Annotated in this window: 21 protein-coding genes; 3 read left to right on the top strand and 18 right to left on the bottom strand. The window is 67.9% G+C overall.

Annotated features, from left to right (window positions below):
- Positions 1-7: 7 nt before the first annotated feature.
- The 12 genes from ACWZJV_RS17500 to rplJ all read right to left on the bottom strand — a co-directional run bounded on the left by ACWZJV_RS17500 (position 8) and on the right by rplJ (position 12,095).
- The gene (locus ACWZJV_RS17500; RefSeq protein ID WP_457177452.1) at positions 8-640 is read right to left on the bottom strand and encodes a hypothetical protein; all 633 of its coding nucleotides are present in this window, start codon (positions 638-640) and stop codon (positions 8-10) included.
- 138 nt (positions 641-778) lie between these two features.
- A complete protein-coding gene (locus tag ACWZJV_RS17495) occupies positions 779-2,047 on the bottom strand; it encodes an MCE family protein (RefSeq protein WP_457177450.1) in 1,269 nt (422 codons plus the stop codon).
- Positions 2,044-3,516, bottom strand: a complete 1,473-nt coding sequence (locus tag ACWZJV_RS17490) for an MCE family protein (protein ID WP_457177448.1) — start codon at positions 3,514-3,516, stop codon at positions 2,044-2,046. Before ACWZJV_RS17490 ends, ACWZJV_RS17495 begins: the two co-directional genes overlap by 4 nt.
- Complete coding sequence (locus tag ACWZJV_RS17485) at positions 3,513-4,658, bottom strand: MCE family protein (RefSeq protein WP_196875681.1); 1,146 nt, start codon at positions 4,656-4,658, stop codon at positions 3,513-3,515. The genes ACWZJV_RS17490 and ACWZJV_RS17485 overlap by 4 nt, the downstream gene beginning before the upstream one ends.
- Complete coding sequence (locus ACWZJV_RS17480; RefSeq protein ID WP_457177446.1) at positions 4,655-5,629, bottom strand: MCE family protein; 975 nt, start codon at positions 5,627-5,629, stop codon at positions 4,655-4,657. Before ACWZJV_RS17480 ends, ACWZJV_RS17485 begins: the two co-directional genes overlap by 4 nt.
- Complete coding sequence (locus ACWZJV_RS17475; RefSeq protein ID WP_457177444.1) at positions 5,626-6,678, bottom strand: MCE family protein; 1,053 nt, start codon at positions 6,676-6,678, stop codon at positions 5,626-5,628. The genes ACWZJV_RS17480 and ACWZJV_RS17475 overlap by 4 nt, the downstream gene beginning before the upstream one ends.
- Positions 6,675-8,036: an MCE family protein gene (locus ACWZJV_RS17470; protein ID WP_457177442.1), complete on the bottom strand. Its 1,362-nt coding sequence runs from the start codon at positions 8,034-8,036 to the stop codon at positions 6,675-6,677. Before ACWZJV_RS17470 ends, ACWZJV_RS17475 begins: the two co-directional genes overlap by 4 nt.
- Entirely contained in the window at positions 8,033-8,860 is an 828-nt protein-coding gene (locus tag ACWZJV_RS17465; RefSeq protein WP_008362875.1) for an MlaE family ABC transporter permease, read from the bottom strand. The genes ACWZJV_RS17470 and ACWZJV_RS17465 overlap by 4 nt, the downstream gene beginning before the upstream one ends.
- A 12-nt stretch (positions 8,861-8,872) precedes the next feature.
- Entirely contained in the window at positions 8,873-9,658 is a 786-nt protein-coding gene (locus tag ACWZJV_RS17460) for an MlaE family ABC transporter permease (RefSeq protein WP_008362876.1), read from the bottom strand.
- Entirely contained in the window at positions 9,658-10,641 is a 984-nt protein-coding gene (locus ACWZJV_RS17455; protein ID WP_008362877.1) for an ABC transporter ATP-binding protein, read from the bottom strand. Before ACWZJV_RS17455 ends, ACWZJV_RS17460 begins: the two co-directional genes overlap by 1 nt.
- Before the next feature lie 392 nt (positions 10,642-11,033).
- On the bottom strand, positions 11,034-11,420 hold the full coding sequence (gene rplL / locus ACWZJV_RS17450; RefSeq protein ID WP_008362878.1) for a 50S ribosomal protein L7/L12: 387 nt from the start codon (positions 11,418-11,420) through the stop codon (positions 11,034-11,036).
- A 93-nt stretch (positions 11,421-11,513) separates the two neighbouring features.
- Positions 11,514-12,095: a 50S ribosomal protein L10 gene (rplJ, locus tag ACWZJV_RS17445; protein WP_008362879.1), complete on the bottom strand. Its 582-nt coding sequence runs from the start codon at positions 12,093-12,095 to the stop codon at positions 11,514-11,516.
- A gap of 247 nt (positions 12,096-12,342) precedes the next feature.
- Here rplJ and ACWZJV_RS17440 point away from each other — a divergent pair, with 247 nt between their 5' ends.
- A complete protein-coding gene (locus tag ACWZJV_RS17440) occupies positions 12,343-13,332 on the top strand; it encodes an aldo/keto reductase (protein WP_457177438.1) in 990 nt (329 codons plus the stop codon).
- A 169-nt stretch (positions 13,333-13,501) separates the two neighbouring features.
- Positions 13,502-14,755 carry an MFS transporter gene (locus tag ACWZJV_RS17435; RefSeq protein ID WP_457177436.1) on the top strand — a complete coding sequence of 418 codons (1,254 nt, stop codon included), beginning with the start codon at positions 13,502-13,504 and terminating at the stop codon, positions 14,753-14,755.
- On the opposite strand, the gene ACWZJV_RS17430 is transcribed toward ACWZJV_RS17435, so the two are convergent.
- Genes ACWZJV_RS17430 through ACWZJV_RS17420 form a run of 3 tightly spaced genes read right to left on the bottom strand, consistent with a single transcriptional unit; the run spans position 14,700 to position 16,870 of the window.
- On the bottom strand, positions 14,700-15,410 hold the full coding sequence (locus tag ACWZJV_RS17430) for a maleylpyruvate isomerase family mycothiol-dependent enzyme (RefSeq protein ID WP_196875686.1): 711 nt from the start codon (positions 15,408-15,410) through the stop codon (positions 14,700-14,702). The two genes, ACWZJV_RS17435 and ACWZJV_RS17430, sit on opposite strands and share 56 nt — an antisense overlap.
- A gap of 32 nt (positions 15,411-15,442) precedes the next feature.
- Positions 15,443-16,315 (bottom strand): phosphotransferase family protein, encoded by an 873-nt coding sequence (locus ACWZJV_RS17425; protein WP_457177434.1) that lies wholly within the window; start codon positions 16,313-16,315, stop codon positions 15,443-15,445.
- 9 nt (positions 16,316-16,324) lie between these two features.
- A complete protein-coding gene (locus ACWZJV_RS17420) occupies positions 16,325-16,870 on the bottom strand; it encodes a CGNR zinc finger domain-containing protein (protein WP_457177433.1) in 546 nt (181 codons plus the stop codon).
- 64 nt (positions 16,871-16,934) lie between these two features.
- Between ACWZJV_RS17420 and ACWZJV_RS17415 the strand changes: the two genes are divergently transcribed.
- Positions 16,935-18,116, top strand: a complete 1,182-nt coding sequence (locus tag ACWZJV_RS17415; protein WP_457177431.1) for an MFS transporter — start codon at positions 16,935-16,937, stop codon at positions 18,114-18,116.
- 10 nt (positions 18,117-18,126) lie between these two features.
- Here the strand turns inward: ACWZJV_RS17415 and ACWZJV_RS17410 are convergent, their stop codons facing one another.
- The 3 genes from ACWZJV_RS17410 to ACWZJV_RS17400 are packed head-to-tail and all read right to left on the bottom strand — an operon-like array spanning position 18,127 to position 20,494.
- A complete protein-coding gene (locus ACWZJV_RS17410; RefSeq protein WP_457177429.1) occupies positions 18,127-18,894 on the bottom strand; it encodes an amino acid ABC transporter ATP-binding protein in 768 nt (255 codons plus the stop codon).
- Positions 18,894-19,706, bottom strand: a complete 813-nt coding sequence (locus ACWZJV_RS17405; protein WP_457177427.1) for an amino acid ABC transporter permease — start codon at positions 19,704-19,706, stop codon at positions 18,894-18,896. The genes ACWZJV_RS17410 and ACWZJV_RS17405 overlap by 1 nt, the downstream gene beginning before the upstream one ends.
- Positions 19,703-20,494, bottom strand: a complete 792-nt coding sequence (locus ACWZJV_RS17400; protein ID WP_008362890.1) for a transporter substrate-binding domain-containing protein — start codon at positions 20,492-20,494, stop codon at positions 19,703-19,705. The genes ACWZJV_RS17405 and ACWZJV_RS17400 overlap by 4 nt, the downstream gene beginning before the upstream one ends.
- Between the last annotated feature and the right edge of the window lie 142 nt (positions 20,495-20,636).

Raw genomic sequence — 20,636 nt, 5'->3', positions numbered from 1 at the left:
GTGGAACTCATGGTGTCACCCCTTCGCTGCTTTCCGAAGTAGGAGCCTCCTCGGCGGGATACCAGTCGTCGACCAGCCACTTCCCGTTCTGCTTCACGAGCTCCACCTCCGTCCGTGCGAGCTGGCGCGCCGCCTCGACGCGCTCCTCGGACCCCTCGGACTTCGGGTAGCTGATCGCGAGCTCGGCGACGACCAGCACCGTCGCGCTGTCCTCGTCGAGGCCGGCGACCGCCGTGCTGTGCACGTCGCTGGTGCGACCGACGCCCTGCTGGACGACGGTGGCCTCGGCGAAGGCGACGTTGCCGAGGAAGCTCTTCTCGAACTTGGGGGTCAGCAGCGCGCCGACCTCCTTGCGGTAGTCCGGCATCGTCTTCTTGTCGCTGCCGATGTCCTCGGGACCGTAGGTGTTGACCCGCCCGACGAACTTGTCGGCAGCGGCCATCACCTGCTCGCGCTGGCTCACCACGGAGTCGTCGGCGCCGCGGGTAAGCTGCCAGCCGACGTAGCCGACGGCGGCGATGATGACGGCGATCAGCAGCGCCAGCACGCCCCAGCGGAGCAGAGCGCCCTGCCTGGCCGTCGCCTGGTCGTTCTCTGAGCCGGTCTCCGTATCGGGTCCGGGGTCGGTCGTGGTGCTCAAAACGGATCACTCTCTGTGGTCAGTGGCTCCAGGAGCCATTTCCAGGCATCCTCACCGTACGCCGCCGGCGAATCGGTCGATGCGGCAGCACTCCGGGGCCCCGAACCCGGCGGGCTGCATGTGGTCGAAGTCGTCGCGCTACTGGGTCTCCATCGGCTGGAGGTAGAGCCACTTCCAGGCGTCGTCGCCGTAGGAGGACGGCGCCGCGGTCGACACCGAGGTGTCCTCCGCCTCGCCCCAGGTCAGCTTGCCCGTCTCCGGGTCGAAGGACGCGACCGAGCCGGCCTCGCCGACACCGGCGCGCGGCAGCTGGCTGGAGCCGCGGGCGTTGGACTTGGACGGGTCCTCGGTGCAGGAGACCTCGGTGTTGAACGGACGGCTCTGCAGGTCCAGCGGGCTGCGCTTCTTGGTGCTCTCGTAGCCCTTCTTGCACGGAGTCTGGCTGGTGATCACCAGTCCGAAGTGCGCCTGCGCCAGGCCCGGGTGGCCGACGTCGACCACGGCGAAGCTGCCCTCCACCACGGTGGGGAAGATGGAGAGCAGGTGCTTGACGCCCGGCAGGTTCTTGCGGACGACCTTGCCCGTCACCAGCACCTCGTTGAGGAGCTCGCTGATCTCGACGTCGTTCTGCTCGAGGAACGTACGCAGCTCGGTGGCGCCGGCGGAGCCGCTCTCGATCAGCTTGATCAGGTCCTTGTTGGAGCCTGCGAGCGTGCCGGTGAACAGCTCCAGGTCGGTCGCGAACGACGTGATCGCCGAGGTGCTGTCGAGCTGCCCCTGCAGGACGGTGTTGCTGTCCCGGATCAGCTGCGTGGTCAGCCCGAAGTTCTGGTCGGCGGTCTCCACGAACGCGGTGCCGGTGTCGATGATGGTCTGCAGGTCCTGACCGGTGCCGGCGAAACCCTTGCCGAGCTCGTCGACGGTGGTCGTCAGCGCCTTCTGGTCGACCGAGTTCACGGTGACGGTGATGTCCTCGAGCAGCTTCTCGGTCGGCAGCGGCGTGGCCGTCGCCGCGCGGGCGATCTCCGACCCCTCCTCGAGGTAGGGCGCACCCTTCGACTGCGGCTGCAGCTCGACGTACTGCTCACCGACGGCGGAGCGGTTGCCGACCACGGCGAGGCTGTCCGCCGGGATCTTGTCCTTCCACGCGTTGTCGATCTTCAGCGTGACGTCGACGCCGCTGCGGTTGAGCACGAGCTCACCGACCTGGCCGATCTTGACGCCTCGGTAGTCGACCTCGGCGTCCTCGTAGATGCCGCCAGACTGCTCGAAGTGGGCCATCACGACGTAGTGGTCCTTGACGAACAGGGACCCCAGCCGGGCGTAGCGCGCACCGACGAAGCTGACCCCGACGAGGGTGATCAGCAGGAAGATCATCAGCTGCATCTTCGTACGGCGGGTGATCATGAGACGCCCTCCTGATGAGTGTTGCTCGAGGTGCTCAGTGCCGGGATCATCAGCGAGGTCAGACCCGGGTCGAGCTCCTTGCTCAGCTCCTCGTACGTCACCGCGTGCGTGCCTGGTGTCGCGCCGGCGCGACAGAACAGCAGCAGGACGCACCCGGTGCCGTCGTCACCCGACGTGCTGCCGTCGTCGGACGAGGACGTCCCGAGGCCGAGCAGGCCGTCGAGGGTCTTCCCGATGGAGCCGAGCACACCGGTCACGCACGCCTGAGGCGCCGTCGACTGCCCGGTCAGCGCTTCCTGGCAGGTGTCGATGGCACTGGCCAGCCCGCCTTCCTTGCAGACGTTGGTGAGGTTGTTGAGCCAGTCGAGAGCCGTCTCCTCGTCGGGGAAGGTCTTGATCTTCCGGTTGATCTCCTCGAGGCCCCAGCAGGCGGCGCTTCCGACCCGAGGGGCGTTCTGCAGCAGGGTGTCGAGGTTGAGGTCGACGGTGACGTCGAGGTTGACGAAGTCACCCATGTGCAGGTTGCGCGCGGTCTGCGGCGAGCCACCGACCGCCTGGTCGACGAACGGGTAGGTGAGGATCGTGTTCATCGCCTTGACGAAGTCGTCGCCGGCGTCGGCGAGGTTCGACAGCAGCGGCCGGAGGTCCTTCACGATGCCGATCGTGTTGTCCTTCGACGCCCTGATGACACGTACGCCGGTGTCGCCGAGCCGCTCCAGCGCCTCGAGCATCTTGACCAGGTCGGCGCGCTGCTTGTCGATGCTGGAGATCGCCGAGGGCAGCTCGTCGAGGGCGGCGTCGATGGAGCCCATCTGCGCGTTGGTGGCCTTCGCCAGCGCGTCGAGCGCCTCGATGGCCGCGACGATCTTCTCCTTGTTGTTGTCGAGGTCGCGCGCCAGCTTCTCCACCTGGTGGAGCACCGAGCGAGCCGAGTCCTCGCGACCCGCGAGGGCCTTGTTGAGCTCGGTCGAGATCGTCTTCAGCTGGGCGACGCCACCACCGTTGAGCAGCAGGCTCAGCGCACTGAAGACCTCTTCGATCTCCGGGTTACGGCCGGTCTGGGCCAGCGGGATGGTCGAACCGTCGGTCAGCTTCGTCGACTCGGGCTCCGCCGGCCGCTCCAGCGAGACGAACTTCTCGCCGAGCAGCGAGGTCTGCTGGATCGAGGCCCGTGTGTTGGCGGGCAGGTCCACGTCCTTCTTCAGCAGCATCTCGACGGTCGCGACACCGTCGTCGAGCCAGATCTTGTTGATCTTGCCGACGTCGATGTCCTCGAGCTTCACGGTCGACTGGGGCACCAGGTCGAGGGTGTCCTGGAACTGCGCGGTGACCGAGATCGCGTCGTCTCCGGCGTCCACACCGCCCGGGAGCGGCAGGTCGTAGACGGAGAAGCTGCCGCAGCCGGTCAGCATCAGGGCGCCGACGAGCACACCGACGAACGCCTGGACGGCGCGCTTCATGGTCCTCATCGGTCCGTCACCTCCACCAGGCCGCCGAGCGACATGTCATAGGGCACTCCGTAGGACGAGCCCGTGCCGGGGCCGATCGCCGCGGAGCGGTTCAGACCGGGCATCTGCCGGATCTGCGTGCAGATCTCGGCGCTGCTGCCGTTGGTCGCCTGGTCCACCAGGCTGCACAGGAACGAGGCCGGGTTCTGGACGATCTCGTCGAGGACCATCGTGATGTTGGCGTTGGTGTCCAGCGTGCCGGTCTCCGGGTTGTACGCCAGGCCCAGGTTGTTGAGGGCCAGCGGAGCGGTCCGGAGGCTCTCGTCGAGCGCCTTGCGCTGCTTCACGAGCACCTTGCCGATCCGGTTGAGGCCTTGGATGTCCTCGCGCAGGATCGCCTTGTTGTCGCGGACGAACTGGGTCACCTTGGTCAGCGCCACCGACAGGTTCTTCATCGACGCCGCGAGCTCCTGACGCTCACCCTCCAGCATCGAGGAGACCTCCGCGAGGGCCTGGGCGAAGTCGCGTACGGTCTGGTCGTTCTCGGCGAGCGTGCCGATGAAGCCCTCGAGCTGCTCGGCGGAGTCGAAGAACTGCTCGTCGCGGTTGTCGAGCGTCTTGGTCAGCTTGCCGAGGTCGCCGACGGTCGAGTTGATCTTCTCGCCCTGGCCGCCGAGGTTCTTCGCGGTCTGCTGCAGCAGATCGGTGAGCGCGCCGTTCTTGTTGGCGCCGTCCGGCCCGAGCGCGACCACCAGGTCGTCGACGCTGGAGTAGATCTGGTCGAGCTCGACCGGGACCGACGTCTTGTCGGTGCTCAGCACCGCCCCGTCGTCCATCTTCTCGCCGCCGTCGTAGGCGGGCGTGACCTGGACGTAGCGGTCACCGACGATGGAGGGCGAGATGACCACGGCCTTCCCGTCGGCGGGCAGGTCGACGTCCTCCCGGTACTCCATGGTGACCTTGACGTCGGTGCCGTTCGGCTCGACGGCGGTCACCTTGCCGACGGCGACACCGAGCACGCGCAGGTCGCTGCCCTCGTAGAGGGAGACCGTGCGGGGGAAGTGCGCCACCAGCGTCTTCTCGCCGGTGTCGCGGACCAGCGCCCAGGCGCCGACCGCCAGGACGAGCGCACCGATGATGATCGGGACGATGTACTTGTTCACGGGGTCCTCCCAGTGACTGCCGGTACGGGAGGCATGTTCTGGACGTAGGTGTCCCACCACGGACCGTTGCCCAGGGTGTTGTTGAAGACCTTGTAGAACGGCGCCATCAGCCGCAGGGACTTCTCGAGGTTCTCCTCGTTCTTCGTGAACACGTCGAGGATCACGTCGAGGCTCTCGAGCGCCGGCTTGAGGTCGGCCCGGCTGTCGTCGACCAACTGCGAGAGCTCCTTGGAGAGCTGCTGGGTCGAGAGGAGCAGGTTGTGGACCGCCTCGCGCCGCTCGACCAGGGCTGCGAACAGCTGGTTGGCGTCGTTCATCAGAGCGATCAGGTCCTCGTCGCGCTCGTCGAGCACCTTGGTCACCCGGTCGAGCTGGGTGAGCAGCGAGTCGATGCGCTCGTCCTTGGCGGCCAGGTTGCGGGAGAGGTCGGAGACGCCGGTGAGGGCCGCCTGGAACTCCTCCGGCGTCGACCGGGTCAGGTCGGCGAGCGTGGTGAGCGCCGCGGCGAGCTGGTCCTTGTCGATGTTGGCGGAGGTGTCGGCCAGGCCCTCGAAGGCCTGGACCACGTCGTAGGGAGACTCGGTGCGGTCCACCGGGATGGTGGCTCCCGCCTTCATCTGGCCCTCGCCGGCCGGCTGGAGCTCGAGGAACATGTCGCCGAGCAGCGTCTTCACGCGTACGCCGGCACCGGAGCTCTCACCGAAGTTGACCTTCTCGCGGATCTTGAAGCCGACCTTGACCTGGTTGCCGTCGAGCTCGATCGAGTCGACCTTGCCGACCCGGACACCGGCCACCCGGACCTCGTCGCCGGTCTTGAGACCACCGGCCTCGGAGAAGTTGGCGTAGTAGGTGGTGCCACCACCGATCAGCGGCAGGCTGTCGGCCTTGAACGCCATCACCATCAGCATGAGGAGGACGGCGATCGAGACGGCACCGATCTTGACTGGGTTACGTTCGCGGAAGGGAATCATCCGAGGTTGCACCTCGCTTGACCGGGCTGGTAGAGCGGAATGTCGAGGTCCTTGCCCTCGGGGTCGCGGATCGTGCCCCGCAGACCGCACAGGTAGAAGTTGAACCAACCGCCGTAGCTGGCCGTCGCACCGATCTTGTCCAGCTTGATCGGCTGGAGCTCCATCGCGTCGTCGAGCTGCCGCTTGTCCTTGGCGACCTGGTCGGAGAACCTCCGGGCCTGGCGCAGGTCCTCGAGCAGCGGGTCCTTCGCCTCGTGCACGAGGTCAGCGGTCTCCACGGACAGAGCCGAGATCTGGTCGAGGGATCCCAGGATCGCCTCGCGGTCCTTGTTGAGACCGCCGACGAAGTCACGGAAGGTCACGATCAGGCTCGAGAGCTCCTTCTCGCGGTCTCCCACGTGCTCGAGCACCTCGGTGAGGTTGTCGATCAGGGCGTTGATGATCTGGTCCTTCTCCGCCAGCGTCGAGGTCAGCGACGCGGTGTGGGAGAGCAGGCTCTCCAGCGTGCCGCCCTCGCCCTGGAAGACCTGGACGATCTCGTAGGAGAGGGTGTTGACGTCGTTGGGCGACAGCGCCTGGAACAGCGGCTTGAACCCGTTGAAGAGCACGGTCAGGTCGAGCGCCGGGTGGGTCTGCCCGACCGGGATCGTCTGGCCCTCCTGAAGCGCCGACGCGTCGCCCACCAGCTGGTTGGTCAGCGCGAGGTAGCGCTGGCCGATCAGGTTGCGGTACTTGATCGTCGCCTCGGTCGTGGTCGCGAGCTGCTGCGCGCTGTCCACCGTGAAGGTGACCACGGCGCTACGGGCGTCGTCGGAGATCTCGATGCCCTTGACCGAGCCGACCTTGACCCCCGAGATGCGTACGTCGTCGCCCTTGTTCACACCGGTGACGTCGGTGAAGACCGCCTTGTACTCATCGGTCTGGCCGAAGGTCACGTTGCCGATCGTGATCGCGAGCAGCGCGGTGGCCAGCGTCGTGACGACGATGAAGATGATCAGCTTCCAGAAGTCCTGGAAGGTCTTGGCGTCGAAGAGCTTGACCGCGGTCATCGGTAGCTCACCTCCGCTCCACGCGCCGCCGGGCCGAGCATCAGCGCACCGAGGTCGGGGACCTCGTCAGCGGTCATGCCCATGCCCGGAGCGAACAGCTCGTTGATGACATCGGCCTCGGCCGACGTACCGACGTAGGACAGGGCCGAGTATCCGGTCGTCCCGGTGGCAGAACGCATGACGCCCTTTCCGGTGGGCTCGTCGACGCCGTCGTCCTTGTTCGGGAACGGGGCGAACGGCTTCGCCTGGGTCCAGGACGCGTTGGGGAGCTCGCCGCAGTCGGGACCGCTGTCCTCGCCGTAGCGCGGCTTGTCGTTGGTGTTGTAGGGGCGCGCCTGGTGCGGCAGCGTCTCCAGCGTGATGTGGACGGTGTAGTTGCGGAACACCTCGGTGAACTCGTCGGTCAGGGTGTCCATGCCGCCGATGAGACACGGGAGCATCGGGGCGTAGCGCGCCAGCGCCTGGGTGACCGGGCGGCCGACCTCGCCGAGCTGGATCAGCGTGTCGCCGTTGTCGTCGAGGAACTTGTCAGCGGTGTTGGAGAAGGCGGTGACGTCGGTCAGCATCTTGTTGAGCTGTGCCTCGCGGTCCTCGAGCGTGGTCGCCGTGACGATGGTGTTGCGCAGGATCTGACCCAGCTCGGGCAGCACGGCCTGGTAGGTGCCGGAGACCTTCGTGGCGAGCTCGAGGTCCTCGATCAGCGCCGGGATCTCGGGGTTGAGCCGCTTCAGGTAGGAGTCGAGGGTGTCGAGCGACTCGCCGAGCTTCTCGCCGCGCCCCTCGAGCGCGGTGGCCATGGCGTTGAGCGTCATGTTGAGGTCGGCCGGCTGGATCGTCCGCAGCAGCGGGTAGAGGTCGCGCAGCACGGCCTGGACCTCGGTGGCCAGCTTCGTCTTCTCGATGACGGCGCCCGGCTGGATCGACTCGGTGAAGTCGGAGTCGGGCGGGATCAGCGAGACGTACTTCTGCCCGAAGAGCGTCTTGGGGAGGATCGCGCCGGTCACGTCGGGGTGGACCTTGCTGATCTCGTCGGGGAAGAGCCCCAGGGTCAGCTCGGCGCCCTCGTCGGTCGCCTTCATGTCGAGGACCTCGCCGACGATCAGGCCACGGACCTTGACGTCGGCGCGGTCGGGAAGCTGCAGACCGATGCGGTCGGCCTTGAGGGTGATCTCCTCGAAGTCGCCGAACTTGTTGGTGAACTGCGCCCAGGTCAGGACGAGCGCGGTGAGGACCAGGGCGATGAAGACGATGCCGAGGATCTTGCCCTTCTGCCGAGCCCAGGCGAGGGCCACGGCGCTCCGCTTGTGAGGAGCGGGCACGTGGTGCTCGATGCCGTCTCGGCTGAGTGTCTGAGTCATCCCGCCAACCTCACAGTCGTCGTGCTGCCCCAGATCGCCATGGAGAGCATCAGGTCGAGCACGGAGACGGCGACGATGCTCGTACGTACCGCCTTGCCGACCGCGACGCCCACGCCAGCAGGACCGCCGGAGGCGTTGTAGCCGTGGTAGCAGTGGATCAGGATCACCACGACCGCGAAGATCAGCACCTTGCCGAAGGACCACAGCACGTCCACGGGCGGCAGGAAGGTGTTGAAGTAGTGGTCGTAGGTGCCGGCGCTCTGGCCGTAGAAGAGGATCACCGTGAACCGGGTGGCGACGTAGGAGGAGAGCAGACCGACCACGTAGAGCGGCACGATCGCGATCAGGCCGCCGATCATCCGGGTGGTGACCAGGAAGGGCAGCGACGGGATCGCCATCACCTCGAGCGCGTCGACCTCCTCGGAGATCCGCATCGCGCCGAGCTGAGCGGTGAAACCGCAGCCGACCGTCGCGGCGAGCGCGATGCCGGCGACCAGCGGCGCGATCTCACGGGTGTTGAAGTAGGCCGACACGAAGCCGGAGAACGCACTGGTGCCGAGCTGGTCGAGGGCGGTGTAGCCGGAGAGCCCGACCTGGGCTCCGGTGAAGAAGGTCATCGCCAGGATCACGCCGACGGTGCCGCCGATGACGGCGAGCGCACCGGAGCCGAGGGTGACCTCGGCGAGGATCCGGAGGATCTCCTTCTTGTAGCGCCTGAGCGTGCGTGGGAACCACGACACGGCACGCAGGTAGAAACCGAGCTCGTCACCGAGGTGGTCGAGGCTCTTGGCAGGCTTCTCGTAGATCGCCTTGATGTTCGCCATCCGTCTCGCCTCCTAACCGGTCTTGCTCGGGATGATCTGCAGGAAGATCGCAGACATCACGAAGTTGACGATGAACAGCAGCAGGAACGTGATGACGACCGACTCGTTCACGGCGTCACCGACGCCCTTCGGGCCGCCGCCCGCGTTCATGCCCTTGTACGCAGCCACGATCGCCGCGATCAGACCGAACACGAGCGCCTTCGCCAGGCCCTGCCAGAGGTCGGCCATCTGCGCCAGCGCGGTGAAGCTGGCCAGGTAGGCACCCGGGGTGCCGCCCTGGATGATGACGTTGAAGACGTACCCGCCCATGACCCCGACGATCGAGACCAGGCCGTTGAGGAAGACCGCGATCATCATCGCGGCGAGCACACGCGGGACCACCAGACGCTGGATCGGGTCGATGCCCAGAACCATCATCGCGTCGAGCTCTTCACGGATCTTCCGGGCACCGAGGTCGGCGGCGATCGCCGAACCACCAGCACCCGCGACCAGCAGCGCGGTCGCGATCGGGGCGGCCTGCTGGACGACCGCGAGGACCGCGGCCGACCCGACGAAGGACTGCGCACCGAACTGCTGCACGAGGCCACCCACCTGCAGCGCGATGACCGCACCGAAGGGGATCGCGACCAGCGCGGTCGGGACGATCGTCACCGACGCGATGAACCACGCCTGCTGGATGAACTCGCGGAACTGGAAGGGGCGCCGGAACACGGCTCGCCCCACGTCCAGCCCGAACGCGAAGAGTGAGCCAGCGGTCCCGATCGGTTTCAGGACCCTGGCAGCGGTCAGAGAAGACATCAGTGAGGAGCCTCTGTCGGATCTGCTTTCACGCCACCGGGGGCCATGGCGGCGTCGGGACGGAACGACCCCGGCGGCGGGGTGACACCGTTCTCCCGGCACCAGGCACCCGGGGGACGCTGGTACTTACGGGGGATGCCGTTGGACGGCTCGAGCTGCATCGGGATCGGCGGCAGCGGCGGCAGGCCCATGTCCTTCTCCGCGGCCAGCTCGTCGGCGTCCTTCTCCTCCGACATACCGATCGGCCCGATCGTCTGGGCGTTGAGGAACTGCCGCACCACGGGCTCCTCGGAGCTGAGCAGCATCTCGCGAGGCCCGTACATCGCCAGGTGCTTGTGGTAGAGCAGGCCGATGTTGTCCGGCACCGTACGCGTCGAGTTGATGTCGTGGGTCACGATCAGGAACGTGGCGTCGATCTGCGCGTTCAGGTCGATGAAGAGCTGGTTGATGAACGCCGTACGCACCGGGTCCAGACCCGAGTCGGGCTCGTCGATCAGCAGGATCTCCGGGTCGAGGACGAGGGCACGCGCCAGGCCGGCACGCTTGCGCATACCACCGGAGATCTCACCGGGAAGCTTGTTCTCGGCACCGATGAGACCCACCAGGTCCATCTTCTCCATGACGATGTTGCGGATCTCCGACTCGCTCTTCTTCGTGTGCTCACGAAGCGGGAACGCGACGTTGTCGAACAGGTCCATCGAACCGAACATGGCGCCGTCCTGGAACAGCACCCCGAAGAGCTTGCGGACCTCGTAGAGATCCCGCTCCGAGCACGTGGCGATGTCGACGCCCTCGATGACCACCGAGCCCTGGTCGGGCTTGATCAGACCGATGAGGGTCTTGAGAAGCACCGACTTGCCGGTGCCGGACGGCCCGAGCATCACGCTGATCTCGCCCGCGGGCAGCGTCAGCGTGACGTCCTTCCAGATGAGCTGCTTACCAAAGCTCTTGGTCAGCCCTTCGATCTTTACGTCTACACCCATCCGGGCCGGCTCCCTTCCTGTTCGCGGAGGTCTCCCTCAAGTCCCCCACTGCCCGACTAACGGCAGAGTGTGACGGGGGTTACGCACTTCCTGCGACACGCGTCACACTTTTGTAAACCATAGCGGCTGCGAACGGCGACGGTGATCGCCACCCGAGACGGGTCCTCTCGGCGAACGCTTCGACGGTCGGATCACGACCTTCGCGCTCGGCGTGTGTTCAAGATAACGAAACAAACCGCGGGAGGCTACTCTCCAGTAGCCTCCCGCGGTTGGAACGATCGGAGCGCTGCGCTGCAGCTTGACCGATCTGTGGCGGAACTGTTTCCGCGATGTAGCAAGCCCGGGCCGGCGGAAACCGCCGAACCCGGGCTCGCAGGGCCGAAGCCCTCAGATCACTTGACGGTGACGGTGGCGCCGGCGGCCTCGAGGGCCTCCTTCGCCTTGTCAGCGGTCTCCTTGTTGGCGGCCTCGAGGACAGCCTTGGGGGCACCCTCGACGAGCTCCTTGGCCTCCTTCAGACCGAGGGAGGTCAGGGCGCGCACCTCCTTGATGACGTTGATCTTCTTGTCGCCAGCGGACTCGAGGATGACGTCGAACTCGTCCTTCTCCTCGGCAGCGGCGGCGGCCGGGGCGCCCGGGGCGCCGGCAGCGGCAACGGCGACCGGAGCAGCAGCGGTGACACCGAAGGTGTCCTCGAAGGCCTTGACGAACTCGGAGAGCTCGATGAGGGTGAGCTCCTTGAAAGCGTCGAGCAGCTCGTCGGTGGAGAGCTTCGCCATGATGGCATTTCCTTTCGTGGTGGCCCTGTGCGTATTTCTTTGAGTACGCGGCAGAGCCGGGTTACAGGTGGTGGTTAGTTACGACCGGGGCGATCACGCCTCGGCCGGAGCCTCCTCGGCGGCAGCCGGCTCAGCGGCACCACCTGCGAGGATCGAGGGGTCCTCCGCGGCCTTGGCCTCGAGAGCGGCAGCGAGCTGCGCGGTCTTCGAGGGCAGAGCGTTGAAGGCGTACAGAGCCTGGGACATCGTCGCGGTGAACGCGCCCGCAAGCTTGGCGAGCAGGACCTCGCGCGACTCGAGATCGGCAAGCTTGCCGACCTCAGCAGCGTCGATGGCCTTGCCGTCGAGGTACCCGCCCTTGATGACAAGGTTGGGGTTGGCCTTGGCAAAGTCACGCAGACCCTTGGCCGCCTCGACGACGTCACCCTTGATGAAGGCGATCGCGGTCGGGCCGGTCAGCAGGTCATCGAAGCCTTCGATGCCGCTCTGGGAGGCAGCGATCTTGGCCAGCGTGTTCTTGACCACGGCGTAGTTAGCGCTCTCACCGAGCGAGCGACGAAGAGTCTTCAGCTCGCCAACGGTGAGACCACGGTACTCGGTCAGCACGACGCCGCTCGAGGCGCTGAACTCGTCAGCGATCTCGGCAACGGCAGTCTGCTTGTCAGCCCGCGCCATGGGTCTCCTTCTTCCGGGAATCGATCCCACCGGCGAGGGCCCGTGAATGACAAACGCCCCGAGCGCAGGCTCAGGGCGTGACGTACGATCTCGTCTTGCTCTTCACCTACGCTGGCCGTCCGCATCCTGCGGAACCTTCGATCGGGTGCATGCACACCTGACAACCGGCGGTCTCTGGTTTCGAACAACAATTATGCGTACGCCGCGGGGTGCCGCCAAATCGGCGGCGAGCGCTACCTTTGCGGCCATGGAGAGCCACACCTTCGGAAGGATCGGACGCACGGCGTCGGTCATCGGTCTCGGCACCTGGCAGCTCGGCGCCGACTGGGGCGAGGTCAGCGAGTCGGACGCCCTGGCGGTGCTCGAGGCCGCGGTCGGCGACGGAGTCACCTTCCTCGACACCGCCGACGTCTACGGCGACGGCCGGAGCGAGCAGGTCATCGGACGGTTCCTGCGGTCGCACGACGGCATCTTCGTCGCCACGAAGATGGGACGCCGGGTGGAGCAGGTGCCGGCCAACTACACGCCGGCCGCGTTCCGCGAGTGGCTGGACCGCTCGCGCACCAACCTCGGCGTCGACACGATCGACCTGGTGCAGCTGCACTGCCCGCCGTCGGAGACGATCGAGTCCTCGGCCACCTACGACGCGCTGGACGCCCTGGTCTCGGAAGGGGTGATCGCGGCGTACGGCGTCAGCGTGGAGACCTGCGACCAGGCCCTGGCCGCGATCGCGCGGCCCAACGTGGCTTCCGTCCAGATCATCCTGAACGCGTTCCGGCTCAAGCCGCTCGACCGCGTGCTCCCGGCGGCCGCGGAGGCCGGTGTCGGGATCATCGCGCGGGTGCCGCTGGCGTCCGGGCTGCTGTCCGGGCGCTACTCGGAGTCGACGACGTTCGCCGCCGACGACCACCGCACCTACAACCGCCACGGCGAGGCCTTCGACGTGGGCGAGACCTTCTCCGGCGTCGACTTCACCACCGGCGTCAAGGCCGCCCAGGAGTTCGCCGCCCTGGTGTCCGAGCACGGCCCCGAGGGTGCCACCCCCGCCCAGGTCGCCCTCGCCTGGGTGGCCCAGCAGCCGGGCGTCACGACCGTCATCCCCGGCGCCCGCAACCCGTCCCAGGCCCACGCCAACTCCGCCGCCGGCTCGCTTCCCCCGCTCTCCGAGGAGCTGCTCTCCGGCGTCCGCCAGATCTACGACACCCACTTCCGCGAGGCCGTGCACTCGCGCTGGTGACGACCCCGCCGAGGCGTCACTCCCGTCGGCCGAATGGGCACCGACTGCCGGTTCGGCCGACCTGGGTGACGTCTCGGCCGACCGTCGTGGCGTCTCGGCCGGCGGGATCGCCGTCTCGCTCTGTGTAAAAAATAGTGAGCCTTGGTAACGAATCAGGCAGAGTAAAGGCGTGGCGACGCAGACGACGACCGAGGGGTTCCGGTTCCGAGACATCGCGGTGGTGGCGTACGCACCGTCGATCGTCAGCTCGATGGGGCACGGGGCGGTGATGCCGGTCCTCGCGCTCCGCGCCTCCGACCTGGGCGCGGACGCGTCCATGGCCGCGTTCGTCGTCGCGCTCCTCGGGATCGGGTCGCTGGCCACCTCGCTGCCCGCCGGGTCGCTGGTGGCGCGGATCGGCGAGCGGCGCACGCTGATGGCGGCGGGTGCGCTCGACGCGGTCGCGATGACCGTGGCGTTCCTCAGCAGCTCGGTCGCGGTGCTCGCCGTCGCCGTGTTCGTGAGCGGGATGAGCTGGACGGCGTTCCTGATCGCTCGGCAGGGCTTTCTCATCGACGCGACCCCGGTCTCCCACCGGGCGCGGGCGATGTCGCTGCTCGGCGGGTCGTTCCGGCTCGGGGTCTTCGTCGGGCCGCTCCTCGGCGCCGGCCTCATCCACCTCTTCGGACTCCCCGCGGTGTTCCTGTTCGCGGCCGCGATGTCGCTGTGCTCGGCGGTGATCGGCGGCTGGATGCCCGAGCTTGGCCGGAGCCGCACGCGCGAGCAGGGACATCTGAGCGTACGCAGCGTGCTGTGGACGCACCGCCGCACCTTCGCCACGCTCGGCATCGCGGTGGTGATCATCGGGATCTCGCGGTCCGTACGCACCGGCCTGCTCCCGCTCTGGGCCGACCACATCCACCTCGAGGCCTCGGTCGTGTCGCTCCTCTTCGCCGGGGCCGCACTGGTCGACATCGCCCTCACCCTTCCCGGCGGCTGGCTGCTCGACCGCCGCGGACGTCAGGTCGTGGCGATCCCGGTGGTGCTCGCTGTCGGCCTCGGCTGCCTGCTGCTCCCCCTCACCCACGACGCGCTCAGCCTGGGCGCGGTGATGGCGCTGATCGCCATCGGCAACGGCCTCGGCTCGGGGATCGTGATGACGCTCGGCGCCGATGCCGCGCCGGCCGACGGACGAGCGCAGTTCCTCGGCGGCTGGCGGCTGTGCGGCGACCTCGGCGGCACCGGTGGGCCGCTCCTGGTCTCCGGGCTGGCCGCGGTCTTCTCGATCGCCGCCGCGCCGGTCGCGCTCGGCCTCTTCTCGCTCGCCGGGGCGGTCTGGGTCGGATACTGGACCGGCCGCGCCGACCGTGCCCGGCTCTCGGGCGCGGCTACGGAACGATCGCTCGAGACAGTGCCTCGGCCAGGGCTGCCTCGTCGCCGGTGACGGTCAGCTCGGCGGCGGTGGGCGACGTACGTCCCCAGAGCAGGAGCGCGAGGTCACGAGCCGTGCCGGTGACCGACACCTTCTGCACCGCGTTCGGTGCCCCGATCGCCCAGGTCTGGTCGATGTCGGTGGCGGTGAGCTCGATGCGGGTGACGACCTTCCGCGTACGCTTCAGGGCGATCTGACGCGGATACATCACCGTCAGCACCTCGTCGACGGTGTCGGCCCACAGCTCCGGGGTCGCCTCGGGAGCCGCGAGCCCTAGAGCCGAGCGGATGTCCCACAGGTGGACCAGGGTCTCGTGCACCTGGCGACGGAACCAGAACGAGACCGGTCCGAGGCCGTCCTCGGTCAGCCCGTTGAGGATCCGGCCGGTCGCCTCCGGACCGAGCGCCGACAGCGTCTCGCGCAGCTCGGCGGCCTGCTCCTGGTAGGCCGCGACCAGGTCCAGCGGGACCGGCAACGGCACCTCGTCCTCGTCGCGCGCCATCGCCGCAGCCCAGTGGTGCACCCCGGCCAGATGGTCGGCCAGGTCCCCGACCGACCAGTCGTCGCAGGACGGGACCGGCAGGTCTGGGTCGGCCTGCTTCAGCGCGGCGGCGAACTGGGTCTGCAGCTCACCGAGAGTCACGAAGTAGTCGTCAGGCGTGGGCACGTCGCCGACCCTACTGGCAACGGAGCCCGGTCTCAGCGGCATCTCGTCAGGACCGCGGCTAGCCGCTCCTCGAGGCGGGCCAGCTCGGCCGGATCGGTGATGAACGACGCCCTGCCCGGCGGCGGTAGGAAGCCGACGACGTCCATCACGTCGAAGTACGGTTGTGGTGCGCGGCCGGTCGTCGTGACGTACGCGTCGGCGAAGCGGTCCGCGACCTCGCTGCCGTGGGTGAGGGCGAGATTGGTCGCGCAGTGGGCCACGTCGAGCCAGGCCGGGCCGATCGACGTCTCCACCCAGTCGACCACACCGGTGATCTCACCGCGATCCCACAGCACGTTGCGCGGCTGGAAGTCACGGTGGATGAAACAGGGGTCGTACGTCGCCGCCTCGCCGCGCAGCAGCGCGAACGCGTCCTCCCACAGGCCCGCGTCGCTCGCCCACTCCGGCACGACGAACTTCGCCTCCCACGCCCACGACTGGTAGCTGCGTACGTCGATCGTCGGCGTGACCGCGTGGATGTCGGCCAGCAGCTCCGCGAGCCTTGCGAGCGAGGCGTCGTCGACGCGCTGCGGCTCGACCGCACCCGGGAGCAGCGTCATCAGGTGAGCCGGATGACCGCAGTGCTCGCCCGTCGCGTCGAGCGCGAGCGACCTCGGCGCCGGGACGTCCACAGCCGCGAGCATCCGCTGGATCTCGCTCTCCCGGGTGGTGAGCGGCTCGCCGTGCGTACGCCACGGCTCGTTGGTCATCAGCCGCAGCACCGCCGGCTCATGACCGTCCGCCGAGATCGCGAGCATGGTCGAGGTCCAGCCACCGGAGAGGCGTCGTACGCCACCGATCTCCCCCAGCGTCCGCTGTGCCCACTCGAGCGCGGCGGCCCAGTCCACCCCGGGATCGACTCGCACGCCGCAACTCTAGGAGACCGTCCGGCGAGCCCGGTGCGCGGCGGCCTTCACCCGGCTCTGGCACCGGGTGGAGCAGAAGCGGCGGCCGGCGTTCTTGGAGGTGTCGACGAAGACGCGGTTACAGGGGTCGGCCTGGCAGACACCCAGCCGGCCGGCGAGGTCCGAGCCGATCGCCAGCGCGAGCCCGGCGGCGATACCGGCTCCCCAGCCGACGACCAGGTCGGGCTCGCGACCGTGGAAGTGGAGGGCCCAGCCTCCCCCGCGGGCCCGGTCGAGCTGTGGGACCGACCCCATCTCGCGCAGGAGCGCGTTGACGGCCGTGGCTGCGGTGTCGACGTCACCGCTCGCCGCGGCCTCGAACACGACGCGCAGCGACTCGGCGAGGGCGACCATCCCGTCCGCGGAGGCCTCGTCGACCAACGGGTCGTAGTCGGGGCGAGCCAGCAGACCACGTACGACCTCTGCCCGCTGCCCCCGGGCCGGCGGCTCGACCGGTCGGGTGCCGTCGTGACCGGAGGTCAGGGCATTGACGAGCCTGCAGGCTTGATCGGTCACCGTATGAACGTGACTGTCGAAATGTATTTGACCAGTCACGACCGCCGGATCTACCGTCTCGTCCATGACTGTCATTCAATCATTGACCAGTCACCGGCGCACGAGGTGGCCGCGCTCTCTCGTCGCTCTGGTCATCGCCCGAGCGGTCAACCGGCTGGGCTCGTTCGCCATGGCGTTCATGGCCGTGGCCTTGGTCGAGGTCCACGGTGCGTCGCTCGCGACCGCCGGAGCCGTCGTGACGGCGTTCGGCGCTGCGACCATCCCCTCGCGACTCCTCGGCGGCCGGATGGCCGACACCCTGGGCCGTCGCCCGACCATCGTCGCCGGACTCGTCGCCTGCGCCGCCGCGCAGCTGGTCATCGCCACGTCCCCCGGCATCGGCGGCGCGCTGGTCGGCGCGACGCTGCTCGGGCTGACGTACGAGATCTACGAACCCGCCTCCCAGGCGCTGATCGCGGAGTCGGTCGAGGTCGAGCGTCGGCCGCAGACGTACGGGCTCTATGGGGCCGCGATGGCCGTCGCCGGAGTGGCGGCAGGCGCACTGGCAGCCCTGGTGGGCGGCATCGACCTGCGCCTGCTCTTCGTCGCCGATGCGGTCACCTGTCTGTGCGCTGCGGGGCTCGTCCTGGCCCTCGTGCGTGACACCGGAGCTCGAGCCACAGGTCCGCAGCGGCACGAGCCCAGCCCGTGGCGCGACCGGCGGCTCCTGACCATGCTCGCCCTCGGAACCGGATTCGCCACCGCCTGGATCCTGAGCACGATCGCGCTCCCGCTCACCGTCTCCGCACGCGGACACGACCCAGCCGTCACCGGCTGGCTGCTCGTGGTCGCCGCCCTGGTCACGATCGCCGGCCAGCGCCTGCTGCGAGGCGCCGCCGGCCGGCCGTTCACCCTCATCCGGGCCGGGCTGCTCTTGATGGCCGTCGGCTTCGCGGTGATCGCATACGCAGCATCGCTGCCGCTCCTCGCCGCCGGCACCGCGATCGTGGCACTCGGCGAGGTCCTGCTCCTGGGACCGCCGATCGCGCTCGTGGCCGGGCTCGCAGGCGACGCGTCGCGGGCGGGCTACCTGGCGGCGTACGGGACCTGCTGGGGAATCGCGCAGACGGTCGGCCCGCTGCTCGCGACCGGCCTGATGTCGCACGGGGTTCCCACGGCCTGGCTCACCGGCGCGGGCCTGTGCCTCGCCCTTGCGGCGGTCGTCGCGTCGGCGGCCCGCTGGATGTTCACCGAGTTACCTCGGTGAACATCCAGACTCAGAGCACGCGGGAGAGGAACGCCTGGGTGCGCTCGTGCTGTGGATTGCCGAGCACGTCGGCGGGGAGGCCCTCCTCGACGATCACGCCGCCATCCATGAAGACGACCTTGTCGGCGACCTCGCGGGCGAAGCCCATCTCGTGGGTGACGACCATCATCGTCATGCCCTCGGAGGCCAGGTCCTTCATGACCGCGAGGACGTCCCCGACCAGCTCGGGGTCGAGCGCGGAGGTCGGCTCGTCGAAGAGCATCATGTCGGGGTTCATCGACAGCGCCCGCGCGATGGCGACGCGCTGCTGCTGACCGCCGGAGAGGTGAGCCGGATAGGCGTCGGCCTTGTCGGAGAGCCCGACCTTCTCCAGGTTGGCCCGGGCGATCTGGGTGGCCTCGGCCCGGCCGCGCTTGAGCACCTTCTCCTGAGCGACCGTCAGGTTGCGCAGCACGGTCATGTGCGGGAAGAGGTTGAACTGCTGGAAGACCATCCCGATCCGGGCGCGCAGCGCGTCCACGTCGGCATCCGGGTCGGTGATCTCGTCGCCCTCGACCAGGATCGTGCCGCTGGTCGGCTGCTCGAGCAGGTTCACGCAGCGCAGCAGCGTCGACTTTCCGGACCCGGAGGGACCGATCACGCAGACCACCTCGCCCCGGCCGATGTGGAAGTCGATGCCCTTGAGCACCTCGTTGTCGCCGAAGTACTTGTGCAGGTTCTGTACGTCGATCGCCGCCGCCCCGCGGCCGGCAGCCGGCGTCGTCTCGGTCTGGGTCATCAGCGGGCCTTCCCGGACTTGGCTTCCATGCGGCGTACGACGATCGAGAGCGGCACGGTGATCAGTAGGTAGCACAGCGCGATCGTGACCATCGGGGTCAGGTTGGCGAAGGCGTTCATGTTCTCCCGGCCGAACGCGGTCAGCTCGTACTCGTCCAGCGACATCCCGAGGATGTAGACCAGCGAGGAGTCCTTGGTGAGCAGGATCAGCTCGTTGGTCAACGGCGGCAGGATGATGCGGAACGCCTGCGGGATCACGATCGTGACCATCGCGCGCGTATGGGTCATACCCAGCGTGCGGGCCGCTTCATACTGCCCCTTGGGCACTGCCTGGATGCCCGCGCGGATCGTCTCGGCCATGTAGGCACCGCCGACCAGACCGAGCGCCAGCGTCACCGTGACGATGTTGCCGAGGTTCACACCGAAGGCGATGGGCAAGCCGAGGCCGAGCACCAGGAAGACGACCAACGCCGGCAGCCCGCGGAAGAGCTCGATGATGCCGGTGGAGATCCACCGGTACGGACCCACGCTCGAGAGCCGCATCAGCGCCAGGACCAGTCCCAGCGCCAGACCGAAGGCGAAGCCGCAGGCGGTGTAGATGATCGTGTTCTTGAGCGCGATCAGGATGACATCGGGAAACAGTTGCGAGGCGATCTCGATGTCGAGGAACGCACGCCCGATCTCACCCCAGTCGGCGATCAGGGCAAGGACGACGACCAGCAGCACCAACAGGGCGTACTGGACATAGCGGACGAGCGCCGCGCGCTTGCGCGGCGACATCCGCTTCTTGGGAACTACCGCCGCGCTGGTCACTGCGCGGCAGCCTCCCCGAACCACTTCTTGTAGACCTCGTCGTAGGCGGCCTTGTCGTTGATCCCCTTGTTGAGCACCTCGAGCAGCTTGTCGTTGCCGCCCTTCTTGACCGAGAAGCCGTACGCCTCACCGGTCTGGAACTCGCTGGTGATCTCCGTGTCGGTGTTCTCCTTGACGAAGTCGTAGAGCAGACCGTTGTCGTTGACGCCGGCGTCGGCCTTGCCGGACTTGACCGCCTGCATCATCAGCGCGGAGTCCTCGAGGGTGATGATCTTGGCGTCCTTGGGAGCGTTCTCCTTGACGTAGTCGGCGCCGGTGGTCGCCTCCTGGACCGCGATGGTCTTGCCGGCGAGGTCGTCGAGCGACGCGTAGCCGGCACCCTTCTTCGTCATCAGCGCCTGGGTCGCCTCGAAGTAGGGCTCGGTGAAGTCCATGACCTTCTCGCGCTCCTCGGTGATCGTCATCGCACCCGCGGCGACGTCACACTTGCCGGAGTTGAGCGCCTCACCGGAGACGATGGTCTCCCAGCCGATGTTGACGACCTCGGTCTCGAGCTTCTCGGCGTCGGCGGCGATCTTGAGCACGTCGATGTCGAAACCGACGACCTCGCCGCCCTCGTTGAACTCGAACGGCTTGTAGGGCAGGTGCGTGCAGATGGTCAGGGTGTCGGCCTTGACCAGCTTCGCGCCCGACGGTGAGGTGCCACCCTCGTCGCCGCCACCGCAGGCGGCGAGCGCCAGCCCGAGGGCAGGAACGGTCAGGGCAGCAGCAAGCTTCCGCAGATTCATGCGCCGAACTCTACGACTCTTTGAACGCCGATGGCCCGCCACCCCTCGGGGTGGCGGGCCATCGGAACGATGAGGTTCAGGGAACTGTGCAACGCAGACGTGGATCTCGACCCGCTTCGCGGCTTCGCAAGCTCAGCCGCTG

This window comes from Nocardioides sp. WG-D5, from assembly GCF_054031175.1.
Note: the sequence above shows the minus strand (reverse complement) of the source record. Positions and strands in the feature narration are given on the sequence as shown.

Coding starts and splice junctions, on each gene's coding strand:
- ACWZJV_RS17495 (WP_457177450.1), bottom strand. CDS start 2,047: ATGATCACCCGCCGTACGAAGATGCAGCTGATGATCTTCCTGCTGATC.
- ACWZJV_RS17490 (WP_457177448.1), bottom strand. CDS start 3,516: ATGAGGACCATGAAGCGCGCCGTCCAGGCGTTCGTCGGTGTGCTCGTC.
- ACWZJV_RS17480 (WP_457177446.1), bottom strand. CDS start 5,629: ATGATTCCCTTCCGCGAACGTAACCCAGTCAAGATCGGTGCCGTCTCG.
- ACWZJV_RS17475 (WP_457177444.1), bottom strand. CDS start 6,678: ATGACCGCGGTCAAGCTCTTCGACGCCAAGACCTTCCAGGACTTCTGG.
- ACWZJV_RS17470 (WP_457177442.1), bottom strand. CDS start 8,036: ATGACTCAGACACTCAGCCGAGACGGCATCGAGCACCACGTGCCCGCT.
- ACWZJV_RS17465 (WP_008362875.1), bottom strand. CDS start 8,860: ATGGCGAACATCAAGGCGATCTACGAGAAGCCTGCCAAGAGCCTCGAC.
- ACWZJV_RS17460 (WP_008362876.1), bottom strand. CDS start 9,658: ATGTCTTCTCTGACCGCTGCCAGGGTCCTGAAACCGATCGGGACCGCT.
- ACWZJV_RS17455 (WP_008362877.1), bottom strand. CDS start 10,641: ATGGGTGTAGACGTAAAGATCGAAGGGCTGACCAAGAGCTTTGGTAAG.
- rplL (WP_008362878.1), bottom strand. CDS start 11,420: ATGGCGAAGCTCTCCACCGACGAGCTGCTCGACGCTTTCAAGGAGCTC.
- rplJ (WP_008362879.1), bottom strand. CDS start 12,095: ATGGCGCGGGCTGACAAGCAGACTGCCGTTGCCGAGATCGCTGACGAG.
- ACWZJV_RS17440 (WP_457177438.1), top strand. CDS start 12,343: ATGGAGAGCCACACCTTCGGAAGGATCGGACGCACGGCGTCGGTCATC.
- ACWZJV_RS17415 (WP_457177431.1), top strand. CDS start 16,935: ATGACTGTCATTCAATCATTGACCAGTCACCGGCGCACGAGGTGGCCG.
- ACWZJV_RS17410 (WP_457177429.1), bottom strand. CDS start 18,894: ATGACCCAGACCGAGACGACGCCGGCTGCCGGCCGCGGGGCGGCGGCG.
- ACWZJV_RS17400 (WP_008362890.1), bottom strand. CDS start 20,494: ATGAATCTGCGGAAGCTTGCTGCTGCCCTGACCGTTCCTGCCCTCGGG.